Genomic DNA, 23270 nt, shown 5'->3' with positions numbered 1-23270 from the left:
CGCCTTTGATCGCTCCTACGCTCCGGGTGCGCGTGTCTTTCATCATTCACTGACCCACATCAACCACCCGGCACAAAATGAGAATTAATCTCAATAGAGCCTTGCTATTATCTCAATAAGAATTATTCTCATCAAACCGATACAGGAGATGGAACATGACTTATTTGATCGATGCATGGCTGGACCGTCCACACCCGTACCTGCGGATTCTTCATCGGGAAACCGGGGAAGTGTGTGCCGTACTGGAAGAGGAAGCGCTGGAGGAGTTGCGTGATCAGGGCGATCTGGATGTTTACAGCCTCAGTTCCAGCGAGCCGGTGGTGCTCAAGGAGCTGGTGCGCAATCTGTTTCTGTTCTGCTATGCGCGGGCGTTGCGCCCGATAGGCGAGTTGCACTGAGCATGAAGCATCAGCACAACCCCGTTGCTGAACGGATCAAGACGACTCGTTCAGCAACCTTGCGTACCGCCTGAATCCGTTACAGAACGGCCAGCAGTTCCACGTCAAATACCAGCACGCTGTGCGGTGCGATGCTGCCAACGCCTTGCGCGCCGTAAGCCAGCTCGCTCGGCACGTACAGACGCCATTTGCTGCCGGTGTTCATCAGTTGCAGCGCCTCGGTCCAGCCAGCGATCACGCCGCCAACCGGGAATTCGGCTGGTTCGCCACGATCGTACGAGCTGTCGAACACGGTGCCATCGATCAGCGTACCGTGGTAGTGAGTACGAACCTGATCTTCACGCGTCGGCTTTGGACCGGTGCCAGCGGTCAGAACTTCGAACTGCAGACCCGAAGCCAGTGTGGTCACGCCTTCACGCTTGGCGTTTTCCGCCAGATAGGCCAGACCGGCGCCTGCCGCTTTCTCGGCCTTGGCAGCCGCTTCAGCCTGCATGATTTCGCGGATGACCTTGAAGCTGGCGGACATTTCTTCCTGACCTACGCGGCTCGGCAGGCTGTTGAACGCATCGGTCAGGCCAGCCAGGATGGCGTCCAGATTGACGCCAGGTGGCGGGTTGTCGCGCAGTTGGTCGCCCAACTGACGGCCAATACCGTAGCTGACGCGTGTTTCGTCGGTGGACAGATTGACTTCGGACATGACACTGCTCCGCAAAGGGGCGCGCTGTCGGCGGACATGAGAACCTGTGTGGCAATCACGACCCGCTCGGTGGCACCCCGAACCAAAAGGGCAAACAGCCTAGCACAATTGGCCTGACAGGCCCTACCACCGTGGCAAAGCGCTACGTTGCGTCAGGACCAGGATGAGTGAAAGGAGATCGGCATGCGCATCTCGGAACGGTCGTTGACCGGCATGCCACACAGCTCGTCATGCACCACGCAGTGGACCAGATAGAAAGGCACCACCGGGAGGTTCTTGAGCAGGTCGCGTGCATGTTCGACAGAGCGCAGATGCAAGGTCTTGCCCGCTTGATCCTTGAGCATCCCGGAGCTGCCGTTCATCAGCACCTCCAGCAGATAAATGCCGCCCTCGATCGAGATCAGATTCAGCTCATTGACCCGGCCAGCCTGAGCATGGTCGGTAAATTCCTGATAATTCATGATCGAACCTCTTTCGTCGTTTGCTGAAAGCATCGCAGCGGACTTTTTACAGCACGCCGAAACAACAATCCAGAAACGAAACCGCCCGCCCCTCGTTCGTTTCAAGCGCGGGGCAGGCGGAGATGAGCCTGAAGCAGCGAAGGGTTTACTGCTTGGTCAGCTTGTCCAGTTTGGTCAGCTTGTCCAGATAGCCCATTGCGAACGCCGAGATCACGAAGGTCATGTGGATGATCACGTACCACATCAGGTATTCAGTCTTGATGTTGGTGGCGTCCATGAACACGCGCAGCAGGTGGATGGACGAAATCGCCACGATGGACGCTGCGACTTTCATCTTCAGCGACGAGGAATCCATGGTGCCCAGCCAGTTGAGCTTTTCTTTGTCTTCATCGATATCCAGCTGCGAAACGAAGTTCTCGTAGCCGGAGATCATGACCATGACCAACAGACCGCCCACCAGCGCCATGTCGATCAGCGACAGCAGCACCAGGATCAGATCGGCTTCGGCCAGGCTGAAGATATTGGGGAGGACGTGAAAGATTTCCTGAAAGAACTTCAGGCAGAGCGCCAGCAACCCAAGGGACAAACCGAAATAGATCGGCGCCAGCAACCAGCGCGATGCATACATGGCATTTTCGAAGAAACGTTCCATTGAGACTCGCAAGTGTTTTGAAAAAGACGCGCGAGTATATCAGCGGGAACGCAAGGCTCTAGGTGTGCGACAAAATAACGCAGAAGCCACGATCTAGAATTTGAACGGAGAAGAACGCTGATAGCTGGAACTGTCGCTGTTGATCCGGCGCAGTTCAGCCTGCATGTGCAGCGTCCAGATGGGCACATCGGCAGTATGGTAGCCGCCCAACAGCAGATTTTCGGCAATGCTGCTCAGAACGGACTCGGCAGCAGCGAGACTGTTGAACGGTCCCTGGGAGCGAAGCGCAGAAGGTTGCTCGCCAGACATTCCGGCAGCAAACAGCAGCATCCACAGGCCATCTTGGCCAGGCATCGGCCGGATGACGCATTCGATACGGGTGATGAGCCCGAGGCATTCACGGTTGAGGCAGAGGCTGCGCGACATGGCGAGCTCCTTTTCAGCAGCGGTATCACCCTCCTCCACGGCAGGAAAATGCGCCAGTCCATTTGGCCACCACGATCACCTGAGAGGATAGAAGAAAAGTCGGATTGCAAAACCTTGCCTGATGAACGGGCACCGGGTGTTCAGGAGAACACCCGGTGCCCTTCAGTCCGGCATCAGACCTTGAGTTCCGGTTGCAGCTGGGCAGGCTCCTTTTCCAGCTCTTCCTTCAGGTCTTCATCGCTGAGCATTTCGGCGATGTCGCGCAGACGCTCGACCACGCGCGCATTGACGCTGCCTTCGGGGAATTCGCCCTGCTCATTCGGCGAACCGGCCGGCTCGCCCACCAGCAGGCTCAAGGCTTCATCAGCCTGGCGCACCGCGTAGATGTGGAACTGACCGTCACGCACGGCCTGCACTACGCGCTCATCAAGCATGAGTGTGGTCACGTTGGCGTGCGGGATGATTGCACCCTGCTCGCCCGTCAGACCGCGCGCCTCGCACAACCGGAAGAAGCCTTCGATCTTCTCGTTGACCCCGCCGACCGCCTGCACTTCACCAAACTGGTTGATGGAGCCTGTGATCGCGAAACACTGCTTGAGCGGCCTGCGGGACAACGCCGAAATCAGCGTGCACACCTCGCCCAGCGAGGCGCTGTCGCCGTCGACGTAACCGTAGGATTGCTCAAGCGCGATGCTGGCCGAGATCGCGAGCGGAAATTCCTGCGCATAACGGCTGCCCAGGTAACCGGTCAGAATCATCACGCCCTTGGAGTGGATCGGCTGCCCGAGGTTGACCTCACGCTCGATATCGACGATGCCGCTGCCCCCCGGATAGACGGTGGCGGAAATACGCGCCGGCACGCCGAACGCCGAATCCCCCACTTCCAGAACCGTCAGGCCGTTGCACTTGCCGACAGCCGCACCGTCGGTGTCGATCAGAATGACCCCGGCCATCATGTCATCGAGAATCCGCGCCGAAACGCGCCCGGTGCGCGTGGCCTTGGCCTTGAGCGCGCGCTCGATGTGACCTGCGTCGGTCCTGTCATCGCTGGCCAGTTGACGAATGAAATCCGCTTCGCTGACCAGCTGGAACAGATCACCGATACGCGCCGAGAGACGCCCCTGATGCTCGGCCAGACGCGCGCTGTAGGTCGCCAGACGCGCAACGGCGTCGGCAGTCAGCGGTGCCATGCCCTCTTCCGAGGTGCGGGTTTTCAGCAACTGGGCAAATTGCTCCAGGGTTTCGTCGACCATCGGAATTTCTTCGTCGAAGTCGACCAGCACCCGGAACATCTCCTGGAAGTCAGGATCCAGATCCTGCAGCGTGTAATACAGCGAGCGCGATCCGATGATGACGATCTTGACGTTCCAGGGAATGACCTGCGGCGTGAGGGTCACCGTTGCGACACGGCCCAGCTCGCCCAGCGGCGATTCCATTTTCAGCTTGCGCGACTGCAGAGTGCGCTTGAGCGCGTCCCACACGAAGGGCTCGCCGAGCATTTTCTCCGCTTCCAGAATCAGGAAGCCGCCATTGGCACGGTGCAGTGCGCCCGGGCGCAGTTGACGATAGGTCGTGTAGAGCGCGCCCTGATCGGTGCTGTATTCAATGCGGCCGAACAGGTTGTCGTAGGTCGGATGCGGCTCAAACACCACCGGTGCGCCGCCATCGTGTGTATGACCGACCACCAGGCTCGGGCTGTAATGCTCTTCAAGCAGCTTGCGGGCCTGAGCATCGGTCTTGCTGTCGTCGACCAGTTGCTCGACCAGTGTCTTGAGCAGGTACACCTGCATCGCCTGCAGATACGCGCAGACGGCAGCGTTCTCGGCGTACTTTTCCGACAACGGTGCCAGCAAAGGCTGCAGGGTCAGGGTGATGGTTTCCTCGTTGAGCTGACGCAGTTGATTGCTCGACTCACGCTTCCACTGCGGCAGGCTGGCAAGCTCTTCATTCAGGCGCTCTTCAAGCGCGGAAATGTCTTCATGAAAACGCTCGCGATCCGCTTCCGGCAGTTGCGAGAATTCGGCTTCGTCCAGTGCCTTGCCGTCTGCCATCGGCGTGAAGGCGATGTTGCTGCTGTCGCGGTACAGCGCGATGTCCTTTTCCAGCGACAGGCGCTCGATCACGTCCAGCGCGCGGTCGTAGCGCTGATTGAAGGCACGATCGATCGAGCTCTTCTTTTGCTGATACGAGGGGTGCTCGAACACGGCCGGAAAGGTCACCAGCAGGTTATCGATCAGGCCGCCGATGTCGGCAATGAATGCTTGCGCGCTGCCCGGCGGCAGCTCCAGCGCACGCGGCTCGCGAGGTTCGTCGAAATTGTTGACGTACACCCAGTCCGACGGCGTATGCATACGCTTGCCTTCGGCCCTGAGGTAGCGCTTCACGAACGAGAACCGGCCGGTGCCGGGCTCGCCCATGACAAATACGTTGTAACCGGGACGCGGCATCGCGACCCCGAACTGCAAGGCTTCTACCGCTCGCTCCTGGCCGAGCACACCGCGAAAGGGTTCCAGATCGTTGGTGGTCGTAAAGCTGAACTGCTCAGCGGAAAACGGACGGGTCAGCGCGTGTGGCGCCAGGCGTAGGTTGGCTGCGACAGAATCGGGCATCAGTGTTCCTTACATCAGGCGGGGCAGATGCAGGCATTCTGGCGCTCGCTGCACACGACTTGCAAGACAGGCTTTCAAGGCAGCAGACGTCTGAAAGACTTTACATCCATGAAAGACGTTTCATCTGCAATAAAAAACGCGGTTTTACGCAATATTCTGCAATAGCTCACGGAACCCTTGAAGCCTGCCTAAACTCAAAACGTCGCGGATCGCTGAAAACAGCTTTCCGGCATGGTGTGACACGAAAGAAACTCGACCCTTGGCTGACCATAAAGAGAAAAAAGCTATGAAACGGATTCTTCTAGGAACGCTCTTCGCCGCTGTATCCATCAACGCCATGGCCCAAGCGCCAGGCGGCCCGGATTGTGGCTGGGGCAACATGCTGTTTGAAGGTCAACGCGGCACTCCCGCTCACTTCCTGGCTTCTACTACCAACGGTACTTCGGGCAACGCCACGTTCGGCATGACGTCCGGCACCAACGGCTGCTCTACCAACAGCGCCCTCACTTATGGCGGCAAATCCTGGCTGGCCATGAACGGCATGATGGATGAGCTTTCCAAAGATATGGCCATGGGCCAAGGCGAAGCACTGACCACTTACGCGGTCGTGCTCGGTGTCGCCCCGGAAGATCGCGCGCATTTCGCCGCTGTCACTCACGAGCACTTCTCGCAAATCTTCAGCAAGGCTGACGCCACTGCCGAAGACGTTCACGCCAACACCGTCAACGTTCTGAAAAACGATCCAACCCTGGCCAAGTACGCTACCCAGGCTTAAAGTCGTTCGCCCGCCCCTCTTCATGAGGGGCGGGACTCTTCTCCCTGACTAGTTGCCCTCTATGCTCAAACGTCTTGCCTTGCTGGCGCTGTTTGTCTGTGCCCCCTTGTCTGCCGCGCCGCGTGTGGCTGCCGACCGTTTGCAGCAACTGGCCAACGAGCCATTCTGGATTTCACTGGGCCATTACGAGGCGGGCAAGCTCGGCGGCTGGCGCAGTTACGTAGACGACCCCAAATTCTTTCTCGCGGCCGATGGCGCGCATGACCCGACGGCTGAACTGAGCGCGACGCTCGACGCCATTTATGCGCCCGTCACCAACGAGCAGACCCACGCACAGTGCGTCTACCCTGCAAGGACCCGCTGGCTGCGCGATCAGTTGAAACTGACCGATCTGCCGGTGCTGGACTGCAAGGAATTCAAGACCTGGTACAAGGACGTCGCGCCGGACAGCACCGTGCTGATCTTCCCGGCGGCCTACCTCAACAGCCCGTCGTCCATGTTCGGCCACACGCTGCTGCGCATCGATCCGGCCAGCGCGAAGGCGAACAGCACCACGTTGTTGAGCTACGCGATCAACTTCGGCGCCTACATCGAAGGTATGGACAACAGCATTCTCTATGCCTGGAAAGGCCTGATGGGCGGCTACCCCGGTCTTTTTGCACTGGTGCCGTATCAGGAAAAACTGTCGGAATACCGCAGTCTGGAGAACCGCGATCTGTGGGAGTACCGGCTGAACCTGACGCCCGAAGAAACCGGACGCATGGTCGAGCACGTCTGGGAGCTGAAACAGATTCGTTTCAGCTACTTCTTCTTCGATGAAAACTGCTCGTATCGTCTACTGGAACTGTTGCAGGTTGCCCGCCCCGGCCTGCACCTGACCGAACAGTTTGGCCTGACGGCCATCCCGACCGACACCGTCAAAGCCATCAAGGCCGCTGGACTGGTGGAGAGTATCGATTACCGGCCTTCTCGCGAACGCGAACTGCTCAGCCGTGCCGAACCGCTGAACGCTGACGAACAACAATGGGTATTGAAGGTCAGCGCGGACCAGAAACAACTGCAGGACCGTCAGTACCTGGCCCAGCCCAAGGAGCGCCGCGCGTTGATTCAGGACGCGGCCTATCGCCTCGAACGCTATCGTGCCAACGGACTGGAACGTGACACCGCGCGCTCCCAACGCAGTTTCGAACTGTTGCAGGCCATCAACCAGAACCCACCGCCGCAATTGGATATCCAGCGACCCGGCCTGCCGGAAGACGGACATGAATCACGTACCTGGCAGCTGGGTGTCGGCACACGGGGCGACCGGGCGTTCGGTGAGTACGGCCTGCGCATGGCGTATCACGACCTGAACGACAATGCCTACGGTTTCCCACTCGGCGCTCAGATCGAGATTCTGCAACTCAAGGTACGCCAATACGAAGGTAACGACTGGCAGGTCCAGCAACTGGATCTGGCGACCATTCGCTCGTTGACACCACGTACCGAACTGCTCAAGCCGTGGTCATGGCAAGTCACCGGCGGCCTCGAGCGGGTGCTGGGCAAACATGGCGATGAAAATCTGGTCAGCCACGTCAATGGCGGCGCAGGCGGCACCTGGCAGTTGGGTGACGAAGTGCTGGGCTTCGTGCTGGGCACAGTGCGCGTCGAGCACAACAATGACTTTTCGGCATTCATCTCGCCAGCTGCAGGTTTCAACACCGGCCTGCTGTGGCGCAACCCATTGGGCAACCTGAGCCTGGAAGCCAAGGGCGACTACTTCACCAACGGCGAAGTACGCCGCAGCGTCAGTCTCAACCAGCAATGGGAACTGTCCCGAAACGTAGGCCTGCGCCTGAGTGCCCAGCGTGAATTCAGCCAGATGAGTTCGCCACAGAACGAAGTGATGCTCGAAGTGAAGTGGTATCACTACTGATCCCGTTGGACAGCGATCCCTTGCGCCCTTGAAAGGGCGCGGACCCGCAGCATCAAGAACAAGCAACGCAAAGGGTGCCAGGTCTGTGGAGGTCATTAAAAACTGCAGCGGATGCGTGAGACCAGCGACTCAGCGTAAATCGTTCATCGGCTGGCACAGCGCTACTACCTATTCCCTACATCGTTTTTACAAATAACTCACACATTCGCTTCTAGACTCACCTCATACGTCGAGGAAGTCACCATGAAGCTGCATTGGGTGTTGTTGTCGCTGGCCATCGGGCTGGCAGGTTGTCAGTCCGCCCGTGACCAGATGCTGGCTGAAGGGTACCCGCCAGGCTTCGCCGACGGGTATCAGGATGGATGCGTCAGTGGCAAGGCGGCAGCGGGCTCGTTTTCCGGACAGTTCAGAAAAAACGTCCCCCGCTACCTGAAGGATCGCCTCTACGCCCAAGGCTGGAGCGATGGATTTCGCCAGTGCCAGGCGTCCGAGGACCGTCGTGACCGACTCAGCCCCGGCCAGATATTCAATGACCGGGACCGCGACTGGGAGCGGGAAAAGACTCGCAGCGCCGCAAAAGCCTACCGCCCGAACTGATTGAAACGCAGCATCCGGCATTTCAACGAAACCAATCACGCCTCACCGTGGCCCAACCCCAATTGAGGGAGGACACTTCATGAGTCGCGCATTTGTAAACGAAGACAACGCCGCCGCAGATGCCAACCAGCCGGTCGAGCGAACGGTCAGCGAGCAGCCCAATTACGTCACCGCTCACGGTCTGGTATTACTGCAACAGCAGGTGAGTGATCTTCAGTCGCAGCATAGCGCCCAGACGACGTTAGGCGACAACGCCGACAAGCAGCGTCTGGCAGACCTGGAGCGCGACCTGCGTTACTTCAACCAGCGCCTGCAAAGCGCACAGGTGGTCACACCCGCCCTTTCGACCGAAAAGGTGCAGATTGGCAGTTGGGTGACATTTGCCGATGAAGACGATCGCCAGCAGCGTGTGCAACTGGTTGGGGAAGATCAGGCCGATGCGGCCAATGGGTTGATCAATTGGGGCTCGCCGCTGGGCCGTGCGTTGCTGGGCGCGCAGTTGGGCGATGAGGTGTTATGGAAACGACCGGCGGGCGATCAGGTGATCGAGGTGGTGCTGATCGAGACGGACGAAGGCTGATACAACGGGAGCGCCAGAAACGGCGCTCCTGTTGTCTCAGTATTACGCCAGCTTCTTGTGGCGTACGCGGTGCGGCTGGGCAGCAGCATCGCCAAGACGCTTTTTGCGGTCAGCTTCGTATTCGGTGTAATTGCCTTCGAAGAATACGGCTTGCGAGTCGTCTTCGTACGCCAGAATGTGGGTCGCCACACGATCAAGGAACCACCGATCGTGGGAGATCACAATGGCCGCGCCCGGGAAGTCCAGCAGTGCCTCTTCAAGCGAACGCAAGGTCTCTACGTCAAGGTCGTTGGACGGTTCGTCGAGCAGCAGCACGTTGCCGCCTTCTTTCAGGGTCAACGCCAGGTGCAGACGACCGCGCTCACCACCGGACAGGTCCTTGACGAACTTCTGTTGATCACCGCCCTTGAAGTTGAAGCGGCCGACATAGGTGCGCGACGGGATTTCGTAGTTGCCGATACGGATCACATCCGAACCATCCGAGACCGCCTGGAACACCGACTTGCTGCCATCCAGATCGTCACGGCTCTGGTCAACGCAGGCCAGTTGCACGGTTTCACCGATTTCGATGCTGCCCGAATCCGGTTGCTCCTTGCCCATCAGCATGCGGAACAGGGTCGATTTACCCGCACCGTTACCGCCGATCACGCCGACGATGGCGCCTTTGGGCATGGCGAATGACAGGTTGTCGATCAGAACGCGATCGCCATAGCCTTTGGTGACGTTCTTGAACTCGATGACCTTGTCGCCCAGACGCGGACCGGCCGGGATGTAGATCTCGTTGGTCTCGCTGCGCTTCTGGAATTCCTGCGATTGCATCTCTTCGAAGCGTTGCAGACGGGCCTTGGATTTGGACTGGCGCGCCTTGGCACCTTTGCGAACCCATTCCAGCTCGTCTTTCATGGCCTTTTCATGAGCCGACTGCTGCTTGGATTCCTGGGCCAGACGATCGGACTTGGCTTCCAGCCAACCCGAATAGTTGCCTTCGTAAGGAATACCGGCGCCGCGGTCGAGTTCCAGAATCCAGCCGGCGACGTTGTCGAGGAAGTACCGGTCGTGCGTGATCGCAACCACGGTGCCCGGGAAGTCGTGCAGGAAGTGCTCCAGCCAGGCGACGGAGTCGGCGTCCAGGTGGTTGGTCGGCTCGTCGAGCAGCAGCATGTCGGGTGCGGACAGCAGCAGGCGGCACAGTGCGACGCGGCGCTTCTCGCCACCGGACAATACGGAAATCTTTGCGTCCCACGCCGGCAAACGCAACGCATCGGCGGCGACTTCCAGCTGGCGCTCCAGGTTGTGACCGTCGCTGGCCTGCAGGATGGCTTCGAGCTTGGCCTGTTCAGCAGCTAGCTTGTCGAAATCGGCATCCGGGTCGGCGTATTCGGCGTAGACCTGATCCAGGCGCGCCTGGGCGTCCTTGATGACGCTGACCGCTTCCTCGACCACTTCACGCACGGTCTTGGTGGGATCAAGTTGCGGTTCCTGCGGCAGATAACCTACGTTCAGATCAGGCATCGGGCGCGCTTCGCCGTCGAATTCGGTATCGACACCGGCCATGATCTTCAACAGTGTGGACTTACCCGAACCGTTGAGGCCCAGAACGCCGATCTTGGCGCCCGGGAAGAAAGAGAGGGAGATGTTCTTGAGGATTTCCCGCTTCGGCGGCACAACTTTGCTCAGCCGATGCATGGTGAAGACGTATTGAGCCATGGAATGAAAACCTGGTGTCTGTGATAAGGACCGATCTGGGACGCGAGCTTAAAGCCCCGACCGAAAAAAAGCTTTTATTTGTCTTTCAGACTTGCCGCATGAGCGTTCCACGCCTTGAATCAGAACAGGCAGAGAACAGACTCGAGTGCCTGGGCAGCTATGAAGCTGGATCTTGTTTGCACACAGTGGAGTCACTCATGCAGGAGTCGGGCTGTAATCGCGCGTTGCGCAAAGCTACCCGAATGCGGCCTGCAGGGCAAACCATCCAGCCCAGCGGGACTGGCACTCTGCCACAACTCAAGGCATGCTAGCCGCCCTTTTGGGTGGCCAGCTTATATTGCATAGTGCATCGCTGCTTCAGTCCAGTAGTCAGGAACAACGACTTGCCCACATCAACGACCTCTTCGCCATCGAGTATCGCCAAAAGCAGTACCGTCAGGCCTCTGCGCGGCTCACTGAAGGGTGTCCTGGCGGCGCTGGTGTTGCTGATGATCGCGCTGCTGCTCTGGCAACTCATCGAACAATTCCATCAGACCCAGGAACGTCAGCGCCAGCGCAGCCTCGACTACGCGACGCAGCTTTCCGACCGCATCAGTCTGAACATGGCGCTCAACGCCCAGATTGCGATGAATCTGCTGGAAGAAATCCAGTCAGGCGAAGACAAGCCGGAGCAGGCAACGCCAATAAGCGCACTGCGCGCGGCCTTGCCGACATTACGCAGCGTTGTCAGCCTCTCCCCCGGCGGAGAAGTCATCAGGGACAGTGCCGACATGAGCAGCGACGCAGGCCTGCTTAAAGGTGCGCTGAAGCACGCCATGGGGCGGCCTTTCTACTACACCAGCAACGAGGACGGGTCGCAGATCTACCTGCTGATGCGTCAGGGCGGCAGCACGACCGGCGACTACTGGGCCGTGCGCATGCTGCCCGAAGCGCTCAAGGGCTTCATCCAGCAGCCAACACAGGATTTCCAGCACCTGTGGCGGCTGGAAAAACGTGGCACACAGCAGGTGATCCTGCGCGAGCCCATGCCTGACAACGTGACAGATACCGGCCACGCAGAGACCGTTCTGCTCCAGCCTCTGGGCAACAGCGACTGGCAGCTTCGCGGGCTTTTCGACGCGCACAAGGCTCGCCAGGATTTACTCGCGCCACTCGTGGGCAAATGCATCGTCGGCCTGCTGTTTTCAATTCTGCCACTGATCGCCCTCATGAGCCTGCGCGGCAGGCAGCGTCAATTGCTGGAAAGCCGCCGCCGCTATCGCGATATTTTCGAAGGGGCTGGCGTTGCCATCTGTGTGCTGGACATGTCCAGCCTGCCGGACCGCCTGGAAACCCTGCAGATCCGGACCTGCGAAGACCTCGATCTGCTGCTGAAGAACCAGCCGGGACTGCTTGACCGGCTGCTGCAACAACTGCGGATCAACGAGGTGAACGACGTTGCTCTGGGCCTGCTGAACGTCGAATGCGGCGAGCAGGCATGGCAGCAATTGATCGAAGGCGAGTCGCGTACGCGCCCCGGCATCGGCATTCAAGTAATCCGCGCGGTGCTCGACAGACAGCCGCGACTGGAACTGGAAATCCGCCGCACCCGTGAAGACGGCCAGGATCAGCACCTGTGGCTGGTGCTCAGGCTGCCGGAAAGCCCCGCCGACTTCGACGCCGTGATTCTCAGCATTGGCGATATCACCAGCCGCAAACAGATCGAACTGTCGTTGCTGGACCGTGAAAGCTTCTGGTCCGACGTGGTCCGCACCGTGCCGGATCACCTCTACGTGCAGGATGTGCTCAGCCAGCGGATGATCTACAGCAACCACCACCTCGGCAAGACGTTGGGTTACAGCAAGTCGGAACTGCACGGGATGGGTGAGTTTTTCTGGGAAATCCTGCTGCACCCGGAAGACGCCAAACCCTATCAGGACATGCGTCTGCGCCAGCGTCATCACGGGCACAACGAACTGCTGCAATGTGTCCTGCGCTTCCGCGACCGTGATAACCAGTGGCGCTGTTTCGACATTCGCGAGCAGGCGCTGGCGCGGGATAGCCAGGACCTGGTGACACGCATCATCGGCGTTGCCAAGGACATTACCGATCAGGTGACGTCCAGTCAGTCCTTGCGTGACAGCGAACAGCGCTACCGCATGCTCGCAGAGAGCATCAGCGACGTGATCTTCTCCACCGACAATCAGCTCGAGCCCAACTACGTGAGCCCTTCGGTCCAGAGCGTTCTGGGCTACACCGCCGAATGGATTCTCACCCATGGCTGGGGCGTGACCGTTGCCAACCCGCAACAGTTGACGGGGTTCGATGCGCTGATCCGCAACATCCGCAAAGTCCTCGACAAGCCGGAAGAACTGGCAAAGTTGCGCAGCGACGCCACGCCGCGTCTGTTTGTGTTCGACTGCCTGCGTGCCGATGGCCGCAAGGTGCCGGTCGAACTGCGCATGGTCCTGGTCTGGGACGAGCACGACCATTTCGAGGGTCTTCTTGGCGTCGGCCGTGACATCAGCCAGCAACGCCGCGCGGAAAAAGACCTGCGCATGGCGGCCACGGTATTCGAGCACTCCACATCGGCCATTCTGATCACCGACCCTGCGGGCTACATCGTGCAGGCCAACGAAGCGTTCACCCGGGTCAGCGGCTACGAAGTGGCTCAGGTGCTCGATCAGTTACCCGGCATGCTGACGGTGGAAGCGGAACAGGAAGCGCACCTGCGCTACGTCCTCAGGCAGCTCAACCATAGCGGTACCTGGGAAGGCGAGGTCAGGCTCAAGCGGCGCAACGGCGAGCATTATCCGGCATGGGTCGGCATCACTGCGGTGGTGGACGATGAAGGCGATCTGGCAAGCTACGTGTGCTTCTTCAGCGATATCAGCGAACGCAAGGCCAGCGAAGAACGCATCCATCGCCTGGCCTACTACGATGCCCTGACGCACCTGCCCAACCGCACGCTGTTCCAGGACCGTCTGCATTCGGCCCTCCAGCAGGCCGAGCGGCAACAGGCATGGGTCGTGCTGATGTTCCTTGATCTGGACCGTTTCAAACCGATCAACGATTCCCTGGGCCATGCAGCAGGTGACCGCATGCTCAAGGAAATGGCCACGCGCCTGCTGGCTTGCGTCACAGACGACGACACGGTGGCGCGCATGGGCGGTGATGAATTCACTCTGCTGCTGCAGCCGGGCCCGACGCGGGAAAGCGCGTTGAACCGTGCCATTCACGTTGCCGAGAAAATTCTCAACAGCCTGGTGACGCCTTTCGTGCTGGAAGGCCGCGAGTTCTTCGTGACCGCCAGTATCGGCATCGCCTTGAGTCCGCAGGATGGCGATGAGCTGAGCCAGTTGATGAAGAACGCCGACACGGCGATGTACCACGCCAAGGAGCGCGGCAAGAACAACTTCCAGTTCTATCAGGCGGACATGAACGCCACGGCGCTGGAACGTCTGGAGCTGGAAAGCGACCTGCGTCACGCCCTGGAGCAACAGGAATTCACGTTGTATTACCAACCGCAATTCAGCGGCGATGGCAAACGCCTGACCGGGGCCGAGGCCCTGTTGCGCTGGCGTCATCCACGCCGTGGCCTGGTGCCGCCCAACGACTTCATTCCGGTGCTCGAAGAGCTCGGTCTGGTGGTCGAAGTCGGCGACTGGGTGCTGACCGAAGCCTGCAGCCAGCTGAAGAAATGGCATCAGGCAAAGGTCCGCGTGCCGAAAGTGTCCGTGAACATCTCGGCCCGGCAGTTCTCGGATGGCCAGCTCGGCAAGCGTATCGCCAGCATTCTGCACACCATCGGTTTGCCTCCGGCGTGCCTGGAACTGGAACTGACCGAGAGCATCCTGATGCGCGAGGTCAACGAAGCCATGCAGATACTCGACGGCCTGAAAAATCTGGGGCTGAGCATTGCCGTGGATGACTTCGGCACGGGGTACTCGTCGCTGAACTACCTCAAGCAGTTCCCGATCGATGTCCTGAAGATCGACCGCACCTTCGTCGACGGTCTGCCCTCAGGCGAACAGGACGCTCAGATCGCCCGGGCAATCATCGCCATGGCCCACAGCCTTAACCTGGCGGTGATCGCCGAGGGCGTGGAAACCCAGGAGCAGCTGGACTTCCTGCGTGAACACGGCTGCGACGAGGTGCAAGGCTACCTCTTCGGCCGCCCGATGCCCGCCAGCCAGTTCGAGGCGCAGTTCAGCAATGATGCGTTGTTCATGCTGGATTGATGGGCGTGTCGCTGATGCGCCCCATTCATCCGGCACATGACTGCCTTTCATATGCCAGATAAAACCCGATGGGTTAGAATGCCCCCCTTTTCCGCCATGCCCCCTTGAGGACTGCCATGTTCAGCCGTGATTTGACTCTCGCGAAGTACGACGCCGATCTGTTTGCCGCCATGGAGCAAGAAGCTCTGCGTCAGGAAGAACACATCGAGCTGATTGCCTCGGAAAACTACACCAGTCCGGCCGTCATGGAAGCTCAGGGCTCGGTCCTGACCAACAAGTACGCTGAAGGCTACCCAGGCAAGCGTTACTACGGCGGCTGCGAATACGTCGACGTTATCGAACAACTGGCCATCGACCGTGCCAAGGAACTGTTCGGCGCCGATTACGCCAACGTTCAGCCACACGCCGGTTCGCAAGCCAACTCCGCTGTCTACCTGGCGCTGCTGCAGGGCGGCGACACCATTCTGGGCATGAGCCTGGCCCACGGTGGTCACCTGACCCACGGCGCCAGCGTTTCGTCCTCCGGCAAGCTGTACAACGCTGTGCAGTACGGCATCGACGCCAACGGCATGATCGACTACGACGAAGTCGAGCGTCTGGCCGTTGAGCACAAGCCGAAAATGATCGTGGCCGGTTTCTCTGCCTATTCGCAGATTCTGGATTTCCCGCGCTTCCGCGCCATCGCCGACAAGGTCGGTGCGTACCTGTTCGTCGACATGGCCCACGTGGCCGGTCTGGTCGCCGCTGGCGTCTACCCGAACCCGGTGCCGTTCGCTGACGTCGTGACCACCACCACCCACAAGACCCTGCGCGGTCCACGTGGCGGCCTGATCCTGGCTCGCGCCAACGCCGACATCGAGAAGAAGCTGAACTCGGCCGTATTCCCGGGCGCGCAAGGCGGCCCGCTGGAGCACGTCATCGCAGCAAAGGCCGTGTGCTTCAAGGAAGCGCTGCAGCCTGAGTTCAAGGCTTACCAGCAGCAAGTGGTCAAGAACGCCAAGGCCATGGCCGGTGTGTTCATCGAGCGCGGTTTCGATGTGGTTTCCGGCGGTACTGAAAACCACCTGTTCCTGCTGTCGCTGATCAAGCAGGACATCTCCGGTAAAGATGCCGACGCCGCCCTGGGCCGCGCCTTCATCACCGTCAACAAGAACTCCGTACCGAACGACCCACGCTCCCCGTTCGTCACCTCAGGCCTGCGTTTCGGCACCCCGGCTGTGACCACGCGCGGCTTCAAGGAAGCAGAGTGCAAGGAACTGGCTGGCTGGATCTGCGACATCCTGGCGGACCTGAACAACGAAGCCGTGATCGACGCCGTTCGCGAGAAGGTCAAGGCCATCTGCGCAAAACTGCCAGTCTATGGCGCTTGATCCGTATCGCCTGAAGCAGTAACTCAAAGCCCCGGACTCGCAAGAGCCGGGGCTTTTTTGTGACACCGCTGCAGAGAGCAGAGAGCCCTCCGACCGATCGGGAGACGATCCATGAAGCTGTTGCGCACCCTTGCGATAAGCCTGCCGATGCTGTTCATGCTGGTTGCGGGCGCTATCGTGACAGAGGGCTTGTCCGACACCGCCAAAACCAGCGACGTTGCCATTGTACTCGGCTCTCAAGTGCTTCCGGACGGGGTGCCGTCAGAGCGCCTGAAAGCCAGGCTCGACAGGGCTGAAGCGCTTTATCGGCAGGGACTGGTCAGCCACATCATCGTCAGTGGCGGCACGGGCAAGGAAGGCTTCAGCGAAGCGGCCGTCATGGCGGACTATCTTGTTGAACATGGCAGGATTGCGCGTGACGCGATTCTACTGGACGAGCAGGGCAACACCACACGAGACACCGCCATCAACAGCGCCGGGATCATGAACAGCCAAGGCTTCACCAGCGCAGTCGTGGTCACCCAGTACTTTCACATCACCCGCAGCCAGTACGCCCTGAAGCAGGCCGGTGTGACCCAGGTCACGACTGCACACGCGCGTTATTTCGAGTGGCGCGACCTGTACTCCATCGCCCGGGAAGTGGTGGCGCTGCCTGCCTACTGGTGGACGGCCAGGACCTGATCGGACCAGGCAGCCCGCAGCGCCATCTCACCCAACCATCGCCTCGAACCCGGCCCGAATCTTCTCTTCCGGCAACTCGTCGGCGATGAACACGATCACGCTCTCGCGCGATTCGCCTTCGGCCCATTCAGTGTCCCAATCGAAGCCATACAGTTTGAGTACGCCCTGAAACACCATGCGCCGGTCTTCGCCCGCGATGTTGAGCACGCCCTTGTAACGCAGCAGTTGCTTGCCGTGGTCTTCCAGCAGCTCGTTCATGAACTCGCTGAGGCGATCCAGATCGAGTGGTTTGTCGCTGCGCAGCACAAGACTGGTGATGCGGTCGCCAGAGTTGCCAACCGGCGCCAGCGGACGCAGAACCATGCCACCGCCCAGATCGGCATTGAGGTTGAAGCCCCGCACGTCGAGCAGTTCGGCCAGATCGATCTTGCCGTGCTCGACGATACGGATCGGCGCACGGCGGTTGATACGGGTCAGGCGTGCACTCAGGGCCTCGAAGGCCGCGTCATCCACCAGATCACGCTTGCTCACCAACAGACGGTCGGCGAAGCCGATCTGCGCCTGAGCGATGGTCTGGGTCAGGTGCGTATCGGCATGAGCGGCATCGACCAGGGTGATGATGCCGTCAAGGATGTAGCGCTCGCGCAGTTCTTCGTCGATGAAAAAAGTCTGGGCAACCGGTGCGGGATCGGCCAGACCGGTGCACTCGATCACCAACCGGTCGAAAGCGATTTCGCCACTGTCCAGCCGCTCGAGCAGCAGGTACAACGCTTTGGTGAGGTCGGTGTGGATGGTGCAGCAGACGCAGCCGTTGGACAGAGTCATGACTTGTACAGGATCGGTGCCCAGCAACTGGCTGTCGATGCCGGCATCGCTGAACTCGTTCTCGATCACCGCGATTTTCAGGCCGTGTTCGGCCTTGAGCAGGTGGCGCAGCAGCGTGGTCTTGCCTGCGCCCAGAAAGCCGGTCAGGACGGTAACAGGGATAGGTTGCAACTCGCTCATAAGGCTCCAGACAGGTGCAATTGGGCTGAAATGAAAACGCGCCACAGGTAGCAGCCTGTGGCGCGTCGGGTCAAACGATAACGCAGATCAGAGGATCAGCAGCACTTCGGGCCGCCCTTGCCGCCGTAACGCGCCTCTTGCCGCTCCCGAAAGAACTGCTCGTAGGTCATCATCGGCTTGTCCGGGTGTGTGGTCTGCATGTGCTCGACGTAGGTGTCGTAGTCCGGCATGCCCACCATCAGGCGCGCGGCCTGACCGAGGTATTTCCCGAGGCGACTCAGGTCATTGAACATGGGCATATCCTCTGTGGGTGAACATCATCACACCTGCGACGCTGGCGGCATGGCCTGGAACGGAGATTCCTTGTCGGTGCGCTCCTTCTTGCCCCAGGCCGCGATACCGACTTTCAGGGCATAGAACAGGATGCTGAACACGACGAACAGGAACAGTATGGTCAGGCCCGCGTTGGTGTACGCGTTGAAGATCACATGCTGCATCTGGTCCATGGTCTTGGCCGGGGCCAGAATCTGTCCGGCGTCCGCCGCTGCGCTGTACTTCTTGGCCAGCGCCAGGAAGCCGACCGCCGGGTTGGAGTCGAACAGTTTGATCAGGCCAGCCGTCACGGTGCAGATCAACAGCCAGGTGGCAGGCAGCATGGTCACCCAGACATAGCGCTGACGCTTCATTTTGATCAGCACAACGCTTGCGAGCATCAGGGCGATACCGGCCAGCATCTGGTTGGAGATACCGAACAGCGGCCACAGGGTGTTGATGCCGCCCAGCGGATCGATAACGCCCTGATACAGCAAGTAACCCCACAGCGCCACGCAACCACCGGTACCGATGGCGTTGGCGGTCCAGGACTCGGTGCGTTTCAGAGCTGGAACGAAGCTGCCCAGCAGGTCCTGCAGCATGAAACGACCGGCACGGGTACCGGCATCCACTGCGGTCAGGATGAACAGCGCCTCAAACAGGATCGCGAAGTGATACCAGAACGCCATGGTGTTTTCACCCGGCAGCACCTGGTGCAGGATCTGCGCGATACCGACCGCCAGGGTCGGCGCACCACCGGCACGGGCCAGAACAGTGTTCTCGCCGATATCCTTGGCCACCGCCGTCAGTTGCTCAGGTGTGATCGTGAAGCCCCAACTGGTCACGGTCTGTGCGACTGTGACCACGTCGCTGCCGACCACGGCAGCGGGGCTGTTCATGGCGAAGTACACGCCTGGCTCGATCACCGAAGCGGCAACCATCGCCATGATGGCCACGAAGGATTCCATCAGCATGCCGCCGTAACCGATGTAACGGGCATTCTTCTCGTTATCCAGCAGCTTGGGCGTGGTGCCCGACGAAATCAGCGCGTGGAAGCCGGACACCGCACCGCAGGCGATGGTGATGAACAGGAACGGGAACAGTGCGCCTTTCCAGACCGGGCCTGTGCCGTTGGTGAACTGGGTCAGAGCCGGCATTTTCAGCTCGGGCGCGAGGATCAGAATGCCGATAGCCAGCGCCACGATGGTGCCGATTTTCAGGAAGGTCGACAGGTAGTCACGCGGGGCCAGCAGCAGCCAGACCGGCAGCATGGCCGCCACGAAACCGTAACCCACCAGCATCCAGGTGATCTGCACGCCGGTGAAGGTAAACGCAGGACCCCAGGTCGGGTCGGCTGCAACCGCGCCGCCGATCCAGATCGAGGCCAGCAGCAGAATCACGCCGATGATGGAGATTTCACCAATGCGGCCCGGGCGGATGTAGCGCATGTAGACGCCCATGAACATAGCGATAGGGATGGTCGCCATAACGGTAAACATGCCCCACGGGCTCTCGGCCAGGGCCTTGACCACGATCAGCGCAAGCACCGCGAGGATGATGATCATGATCAGGAAGCAGCCGAACAAGGCGATGGTGCCGGGAATGCGGCCCATTTCCTCTCGAACCATGTCGCCCAGCGAGCGACCGTTACGGCGCGTGGAGAGGAACAGAATCATGAAGTCCTGCACCGCACCAGCCAGCACCACACCGGCAATCAGCCACAGCGTACCGGGCAGATACCCCATCTGCGCCGCCAGCACCGGACCGACCAGCGGACCTGCGCCCGCGATGGCCGCAAAGTGGTGACCGAAAAGAATGTGTTTGTTGGTCGGCACATAGTCCAGACCGTCGTTGTTGACCACGGCAGGCGTTGCGCGCAGCGGGTCGAGTTGCATGACGTGATTGGCGATGAAAAGACTGTAGTAACGATAAGCAACCAGATAGATGGCAACCGCTGCAACCACTATCCACAAGGCGTTGATCGCCTCACCGCGGCGCAAGGCCACGACCCCCAGAGCACATGCTCCAACAATTGCGACGATGAGCCAGGGAACATGGCGCATCAGACTATTATTATTTTTCATTTTTTTATTCCAGCAGAGTTGACTAGAAGGCAAGCAATGCGAGTTTAGCGCTGTCACAGCGAAAGGCCACCCCCCACGATGGTCTAGACCGGAATTTGATCAATTAAGGCAGATACCCGGCATAGAGCGCCGCAGGCGGGCTTGTCAGGAGGTAGGCAAGAAATCTGCGGTCGCCATCTGTCCGGTAACCTCTTTCCGGTCTATCGTGCATGAACAGTCTTATTGAACAGCCAAACGTCTTGCCTCTGGCCCATGCAATACCGCAACAAGAGAGCTCTTTCGATGACCGACTCACACGCAGATCGCCGACGCTTCAAACGCATTGCTTTCGATGCGAAGACAGACCTGACGCAAGGCGACAAACGCTGGAAAGTGCAGTTGGTCGACCTGTCGCTCAAAGGCCTGCTGGTCGAACGGCCCGAGCCCTGGACGGGCGACCCGGCACAGGACTTTCTGGTGGATATCCACCTGAGCCCGGACGTCTACGTGAAGATGGATGTGCATCTGACCCACGACAACAACCGGCAGCTGGGCTTCGTCTGCCGGCACATCGGTCTGCAGTCGATCAGCCACTTGAAGCGGCTGATCGAACTGAACCTGGGCGATGAGGAAGAACTGGATCGCGAACTGGCGGCGCTGATCGAGCTCTAGCGCGCGTTACTCGAACAACGCGTCGAGTGCCTGTTCCAGACGGGTCACGGCAATGATCTGAAAGCCTGGAGGTGCTTCTTTCGGCGCGTTGGCCTTGGGCACAATGGCCCGTTTGAAGCCGTGCTTGAAGGCTTCCTTGAGACGCTCCTGCCCGCTCGGCACCGGCCTGACCTCACCTGACAGTCCCACTTCACCGAAAACCAGCAGGTCATGCGGCAGCGGCCGGTTGCGCAGACTGGACATGACCGCTGCCATCAAGGCCAGGTCGGACGCAGTTTCCAGCACCTTCACACCGCCGACCACGTTGAGAAACACGTCTTGGTCGTGGGTAGGAATGCCGCCATGGCGGTGCAGGACCGCCAGCAGCATCGCCAGCCGGTTCTGGTCCAGACCCAGCGTCACGCGACGCGGGTTGGACATGTGGCTGTCGTCCACCAGGGCCTGGACTTCCACCAGCATGGGGCGAGTGCCTTCCCACGTAGCCATGACCACACTGCCCGGCACTTCTTCCTGCGCGCGGGTGAGGAAGATCGCCGACGGGTTGGAGACCTCTTTCAGGCCCTTGTCGGTCATGCCGAAAACGCCCAGTTCGTTCACTGCGCCAAAGCGATTCTTCACGGCCCGCAGCAGACGCAGGCGTCCATCGGACTCCCCTTCGAAGTACAGGACGGTATCGACCATGTGCTCCAGCACGCGCGGCCCTGCCAGCGCGCCTTCCTTGGTCACGTGGCCGACCAGAAAGATCGCCGTGCCGCTCTGCTTGGCATAGCGCACCAGCAGCGCGGCGCTTTCGCGTACCTGAGCCACACCGCCGGGGGCCGATTGCAGTTGTTCGGTGAAGATGGTCTGGATGGAGTCGATCACCATCACCTTGGGCTGCTCGACGCGCGCCGTGGCGATGATGGACTCGATGCAGGTCTCGGTCATTACCCGCAGCTTGTCCTGCGGAAGGCCCAGACGGCGGGCACGCATGGCGACCTGCTGCTGGGATTCCTCGCCGGTGACGTACAGCGCGGGCATGCGCTGGGCGATGTTGCACAGGGTCTGCAGCAGAATGGTGGACTTGCCGATGCCAGGGTCGCCGCCGATCAGCACCACGGAGCCGTCCACCAGACCGCCGCCCAGCACGCGGTCCAGCTCGGCAGAGTTGGTCGAGAAACGCGGAATCTCTTCGACACTGACTTCGGCCAGCGTCTTGATCTGCGCCTGCGCGCCGGTCCAGCCCGCACGGCCACTGGGTGGCGCCGCAGCACCACTTTCAATCATCGTTTCGACAAGCGTGTTCCAGGCACCGCAATCGCTGCACTGGCCCGCCCATTTGGGAAACGTCGCGCCGCACTCGGTGCAACCGTACAAGCGTTTGGCCTTGGCCATGACAACCCCAGTCGTAAAAACACACATGATAACGCAGGTTGAAGTACCGATTGGGCGGTAGGCGCCCCATCGCGATCAAGACGGGTAAAACTTCCAGGGCTCAGCCCGGTCGATTGAACGTGCATCGGGCGGCACCTGCGTGAGTGGATTACACTCATTCGGGTCAATTTATCTGTAACAAGGAATTACTCATGAGCGTACTAAGCGAGTTCAAGGCCTTCGCGGTCAAAGGTAACGTGGTCGACATGGCCGTCGGTATCATCATTGGCGCGGCATTCGGCAAGATCGTTTCGTCGTTCGTCGGCGATGTCATCATGCCGCCGCTGGGTCTGTTGATCGGTGGCGTGGACTTCAGTGATCTGGCCGTTACCCTGCGAGCTGCCGACGGGGCCACTCCTGCCGTGCTGCTGGCCTATGGCAAGTTCATTCAGACCGTCATTGACTTCATCATCGTGGCATTCGCCATTTTCATGGGCGTGAAAGCCATCAACCGCCTGAAGCGTGAAGAAGCAAAGGCCCCGACCCTGCCGCCAACACCCAGCAAGGAAGAAATCCTGCTGGGCGAGATTCGCGACCTGCTCAAAGAGCAGAACAAGCCTGCAACGCCAATCACCGTGGACCCTGCCCGTCCGTTGTGAGCGTGACGCGTCTGCGATCAGCGACAAACCGGGTTGATGGTCCTCACGTTCCAGTATGGGTAACGCCTCTGGGGACGCTCCGCGTTCGCTTCTGACGTGACGCAGCGCGTGTCACGTG

General features: G+C 59.9%; 20 protein-coding genes. 10 read left to right on the top strand and 10 right to left on the bottom strand.

Annotation, left to right across the window (positions count from 1 at the left end; all coding sequences use genetic code 11):
* Positions 1–155: 155 nt before the first annotated feature.
* Positions 156–398, top strand: coding sequence for a PA4570 family protein (locus tag JTJ32_RS12815; RefSeq protein ID WP_004884051.1), 243 nt, complete (start codon positions 156–158; stop codon positions 396–398).
* 79 nt (positions 399–477) lie between these two features.
* Here JTJ32_RS12815 and JTJ32_RS12810 read toward each other — a convergent pair whose 3' ends face one another.
* The 5 genes from JTJ32_RS12810 to JTJ32_RS12790 all read right to left on the bottom strand — a co-directional run bounded on the left by JTJ32_RS12810 (position 478) and on the right by JTJ32_RS12790 (position 5243).
* A complete protein-coding gene (locus JTJ32_RS12810; protein ID WP_025995629.1) occupies positions 478–1095 on the bottom strand; it encodes a BamJ family beta-barrel-assembly machinery protein in 618 nt (205 codons plus the stop codon).
* Between the two features lie 152 nt (positions 1096–1247).
* Positions 1248–1556, bottom strand: coding sequence for a DUF6482 family protein (locus tag JTJ32_RS12805; protein WP_004884049.1), 309 nt, complete (start codon positions 1554–1556; stop codon positions 1248–1250).
* 145 nt (positions 1557–1701) lie between these two features.
* Positions 1702–2208 (bottom strand): TIGR00645 family protein, encoded by a 507-nt coding sequence (locus tag JTJ32_RS12800; protein WP_099226412.1) that lies wholly within the window; start codon positions 2206–2208, stop codon positions 1702–1704.
* 93 nt (positions 2209–2301) lie between these two features.
* Positions 2302–2634 (bottom strand): PA4575 family protein, encoded by a 333-nt coding sequence (locus tag JTJ32_RS12795; RefSeq protein WP_210042268.1) that lies wholly within the window; start codon positions 2632–2634, stop codon positions 2302–2304.
* Between the two features lie 173 nt (positions 2635–2807).
* On the bottom strand, positions 2808–5243 hold the full coding sequence (locus JTJ32_RS12790) for a Lon protease family protein (protein ID WP_210042266.1): 2436 nt from the start codon (positions 5241–5243) through the stop codon (positions 2808–2810).
* A 286-nt stretch (positions 5244–5529) separates the two neighbouring features.
* Here JTJ32_RS12790 and JTJ32_RS12785 point away from each other — a divergent pair, with 286 nt between their 5' ends.
* The 4 genes from JTJ32_RS12785 (at position 5530) to JTJ32_RS12770 (ending at position 9110) form a co-directional block, all read left to right on the top strand.
* Positions 5530–6018, top strand: a complete 489-nt coding sequence (locus tag JTJ32_RS12785; protein WP_099226415.1) for a DUF3015 domain-containing protein — start codon at positions 5530–5532, stop codon at positions 6016–6018.
* A gap of 61 nt (positions 6019–6079) precedes the next feature.
* Positions 6080–7933 carry an Lnb N-terminal periplasmic domain-containing protein gene (locus JTJ32_RS12780; RefSeq protein ID WP_210042264.1) on the top strand — a complete coding sequence of 618 codons (1854 nt, stop codon included), beginning with the start codon at positions 6080–6082 and terminating at the stop codon, positions 7931–7933.
* Positions 7934–8176: 243 nt separating this feature from the next.
* Complete coding sequence (locus JTJ32_RS12775) at positions 8177–8530, top strand: hypothetical protein (protein ID WP_210042262.1); 354 nt, start codon at positions 8177–8179, stop codon at positions 8528–8530.
* Positions 8531–8609: 79 nt separating this feature from the next.
* Positions 8610–9110: a GreA/GreB family elongation factor gene (locus JTJ32_RS12770; protein ID WP_210042260.1), complete on the top strand. Its 501-nt coding sequence runs from the start codon at positions 8610–8612 to the stop codon at positions 9108–9110.
* A gap of 42 nt (positions 9111–9152) precedes the next feature.
* Here the strand turns inward: JTJ32_RS12770 and ettA are convergent, their stop codons facing one another.
* Entirely contained in the window at positions 9153–10817 is a 1665-nt protein-coding gene (ettA, locus tag JTJ32_RS12765) for an energy-dependent translational throttle protein EttA (RefSeq protein WP_004884041.1), read from the bottom strand.
* Positions 10818–11200: 383 nt separating this feature from the next.
* Here ettA and JTJ32_RS12760 point away from each other — a divergent pair, with 383 nt between their 5' ends.
* The 3 genes from JTJ32_RS12760 to JTJ32_RS12750 all read left to right on the top strand — a co-directional run bounded on the left by JTJ32_RS12760 (position 11201) and on the right by JTJ32_RS12750 (position 17088).
* The gene (locus JTJ32_RS12760) at positions 11201–15037 is read left to right on the top strand and encodes a sensor domain-containing protein (protein WP_210042258.1); all 3837 of its coding nucleotides are present in this window, start codon (positions 11201–11203) and stop codon (positions 15035–15037) included.
* A 116-nt stretch (positions 15038–15153) separates the two neighbouring features.
* Positions 15154–16407 carry a serine hydroxymethyltransferase gene (gene glyA / locus JTJ32_RS12755; RefSeq protein WP_099226420.1) on the top strand — a complete coding sequence of 418 codons (1254 nt, stop codon included), beginning with the start codon at positions 15154–15156 and terminating at the stop codon, positions 16405–16407.
* 111 nt (positions 16408–16518) lie between these two features.
* Complete coding sequence (locus tag JTJ32_RS12750) at positions 16519–17088, top strand: YdcF family protein (protein ID WP_210042256.1); 570 nt, start codon at positions 16519–16521, stop codon at positions 17086–17088.
* A 27-nt stretch (positions 17089–17115) separates the two neighbouring features.
* Here the strand turns inward: JTJ32_RS12750 and yjiA are convergent, their stop codons facing one another.
* From yjiA to JTJ32_RS12735, 3 genes are all read right to left on the bottom strand, one after another.
* Positions 17116–18093 carry a GTPase gene (yjiA, locus tag JTJ32_RS12745; protein WP_210042254.1) on the bottom strand — a complete coding sequence of 326 codons (978 nt, stop codon included), beginning with the start codon at positions 18091–18093 and terminating at the stop codon, positions 17116–17118.
* A 95-nt stretch (positions 18094–18188) separates the two neighbouring features.
* Positions 18189–18386: a YbdD/YjiX family protein gene (locus JTJ32_RS12740; protein WP_004884022.1), complete on the bottom strand. Its 198-nt coding sequence runs from the start codon at positions 18384–18386 to the stop codon at positions 18189–18191.
* A gap of 27 nt (positions 18387–18413) precedes the next feature.
* Complete coding sequence (locus tag JTJ32_RS12735; protein ID WP_099226423.1) at positions 18414–20489, bottom strand: carbon starvation CstA family protein; 2076 nt, start codon at positions 20487–20489, stop codon at positions 18414–18416.
* A 282-nt stretch (positions 20490–20771) separates the two neighbouring features.
* On the opposite strand from JTJ32_RS12735, the gene JTJ32_RS12730 reads away from it, so the two are divergent.
* Positions 20772–21140, top strand: a complete 369-nt coding sequence (locus JTJ32_RS12730) for a PilZ domain-containing protein (RefSeq protein ID WP_184321361.1) — start codon at positions 20772–20774, stop codon at positions 21138–21140.
* 6 nt (positions 21141–21146) lie between these two features.
* On the opposite strand, the gene radA is transcribed toward JTJ32_RS12730, so the two are convergent.
* Positions 21147–22514, bottom strand: coding sequence for a DNA repair protein RadA (gene radA, locus JTJ32_RS12725; RefSeq protein WP_073168752.1), 1368 nt, complete (start codon positions 22512–22514; stop codon positions 21147–21149).
* A gap of 191 nt (positions 22515–22705) precedes the next feature.
* Here radA and mscL point away from each other — a divergent pair, with 191 nt between their 5' ends.
* On the top strand, positions 22706–23152 hold the full coding sequence (gene mscL / locus JTJ32_RS12720; RefSeq protein ID WP_184321364.1) for a large-conductance mechanosensitive channel protein MscL: 447 nt from the start codon (positions 22706–22708) through the stop codon (positions 23150–23152).
* Positions 23153–23270: the final 118 nt, after the last annotated feature.

Origin of the sequence: Pseudomonas alliivorans (assembly GCF_017826695.1) — a bacterium.
GTDB lineage: Bacteria > Pseudomonadota > Gammaproteobacteria > Pseudomonadales > Pseudomonadaceae > Aquipseudomonas > Aquipseudomonas alliivorans.
This window is presented reverse-complemented; position numbering and strand designations above follow the sequence as displayed.

What these genes read in the sequence shown, in the direction of transcription:
- JTJ32_RS12815 (WP_004884051.1), top strand. Translation starts at nt 156, where the DNA reads ATGACTTATTTGATCGATGCATGGCTGGACCGTCCACACCCGTACCTG.
- JTJ32_RS12810 (WP_025995629.1), bottom strand. Translation starts at nt 1,095, where the DNA reads ATGTCCGAAGTCAATCTGTCCACCGACGAAACACGCGTCAGCTACGGT.
- JTJ32_RS12805 (WP_004884049.1), bottom strand. Translation starts at nt 1,556, where the DNA reads ATGAATTATCAGGAATTTACCGACCATGCTCAGGCTGGCCGGGTCAAT.
- JTJ32_RS12800 (WP_099226412.1), bottom strand. Translation starts at nt 2,208, where the DNA reads ATGGAACGTTTCTTCGAAAATGCCATGTATGCATCGCGCTGGTTGCTG.
- JTJ32_RS12795 (WP_210042268.1), bottom strand. Translation starts at nt 2,634, where the DNA reads ATGTCGCGCAGCCTCTGCCTCAACCGTGAATGCCTCGGGCTCATCACC.
- JTJ32_RS12790 (WP_210042266.1), bottom strand. Translation starts at nt 5,243, where the DNA reads ATGCCCGATTCTGTCGCAGCCAACCTACGCCTGGCGCCACACGCGCTG.
- JTJ32_RS12785 (WP_099226415.1), top strand. Translation starts at nt 5,530, where the DNA reads ATGAAACGGATTCTTCTAGGAACGCTCTTCGCCGCTGTATCCATCAAC.
- JTJ32_RS12780 (WP_210042264.1), top strand. Translation starts at nt 6,080, where the DNA reads ATGCTCAAACGTCTTGCCTTGCTGGCGCTGTTTGTCTGTGCCCCCTTG.
- JTJ32_RS12775 (WP_210042262.1), top strand. Translation starts at nt 8,177, where the DNA reads ATGAAGCTGCATTGGGTGTTGTTGTCGCTGGCCATCGGGCTGGCAGGT.
- JTJ32_RS12770 (WP_210042260.1), top strand. Translation starts at nt 8,610, where the DNA reads ATGAGTCGCGCATTTGTAAACGAAGACAACGCCGCCGCAGATGCCAAC.
- ettA (WP_004884041.1), bottom strand. Translation starts at nt 10,817, where the DNA reads ATGGCTCAATACGTCTTCACCATGCATCGGCTGAGCAAAGTTGTGCCG.
- glyA (WP_099226420.1), top strand. Translation starts at nt 15,154, where the DNA reads ATGTTCAGCCGTGATTTGACTCTCGCGAAGTACGACGCCGATCTGTTT.
- JTJ32_RS12750 (WP_210042256.1), top strand. Translation starts at nt 16,519, where the DNA reads ATGAAGCTGTTGCGCACCCTTGCGATAAGCCTGCCGATGCTGTTCATG.
- yjiA (WP_210042254.1), bottom strand. Translation starts at nt 18,093, where the DNA reads ATGAGCGAGTTGCAACCTATCCCTGTTACCGTCCTGACCGGCTTTCTG.
- JTJ32_RS12740 (WP_004884022.1), bottom strand. Translation starts at nt 18,386, where the DNA reads ATGTTCAATGACCTGAGTCGCCTCGGGAAATACCTCGGTCAGGCCGCG.
- JTJ32_RS12735 (WP_099226423.1), bottom strand. Translation starts at nt 20,489, where the DNA reads ATGAAAAATAATAATAGTCTGATGCGCCATGTTCCCTGGCTCATCGTC.
- JTJ32_RS12730 (WP_184321361.1), top strand. Translation starts at nt 20,772, where the DNA reads ATGACCGACTCACACGCAGATCGCCGACGCTTCAAACGCATTGCTTTC.
- radA (WP_073168752.1), bottom strand. Translation starts at nt 22,514, where the DNA reads ATGGCCAAGGCCAAACGCTTGTACGGTTGCACCGAGTGCGGCGCGACG.
- mscL (WP_184321364.1), top strand. Translation starts at nt 22,706, where the DNA reads ATGAGCGTACTAAGCGAGTTCAAGGCCTTCGCGGTCAAAGGTAACGTG.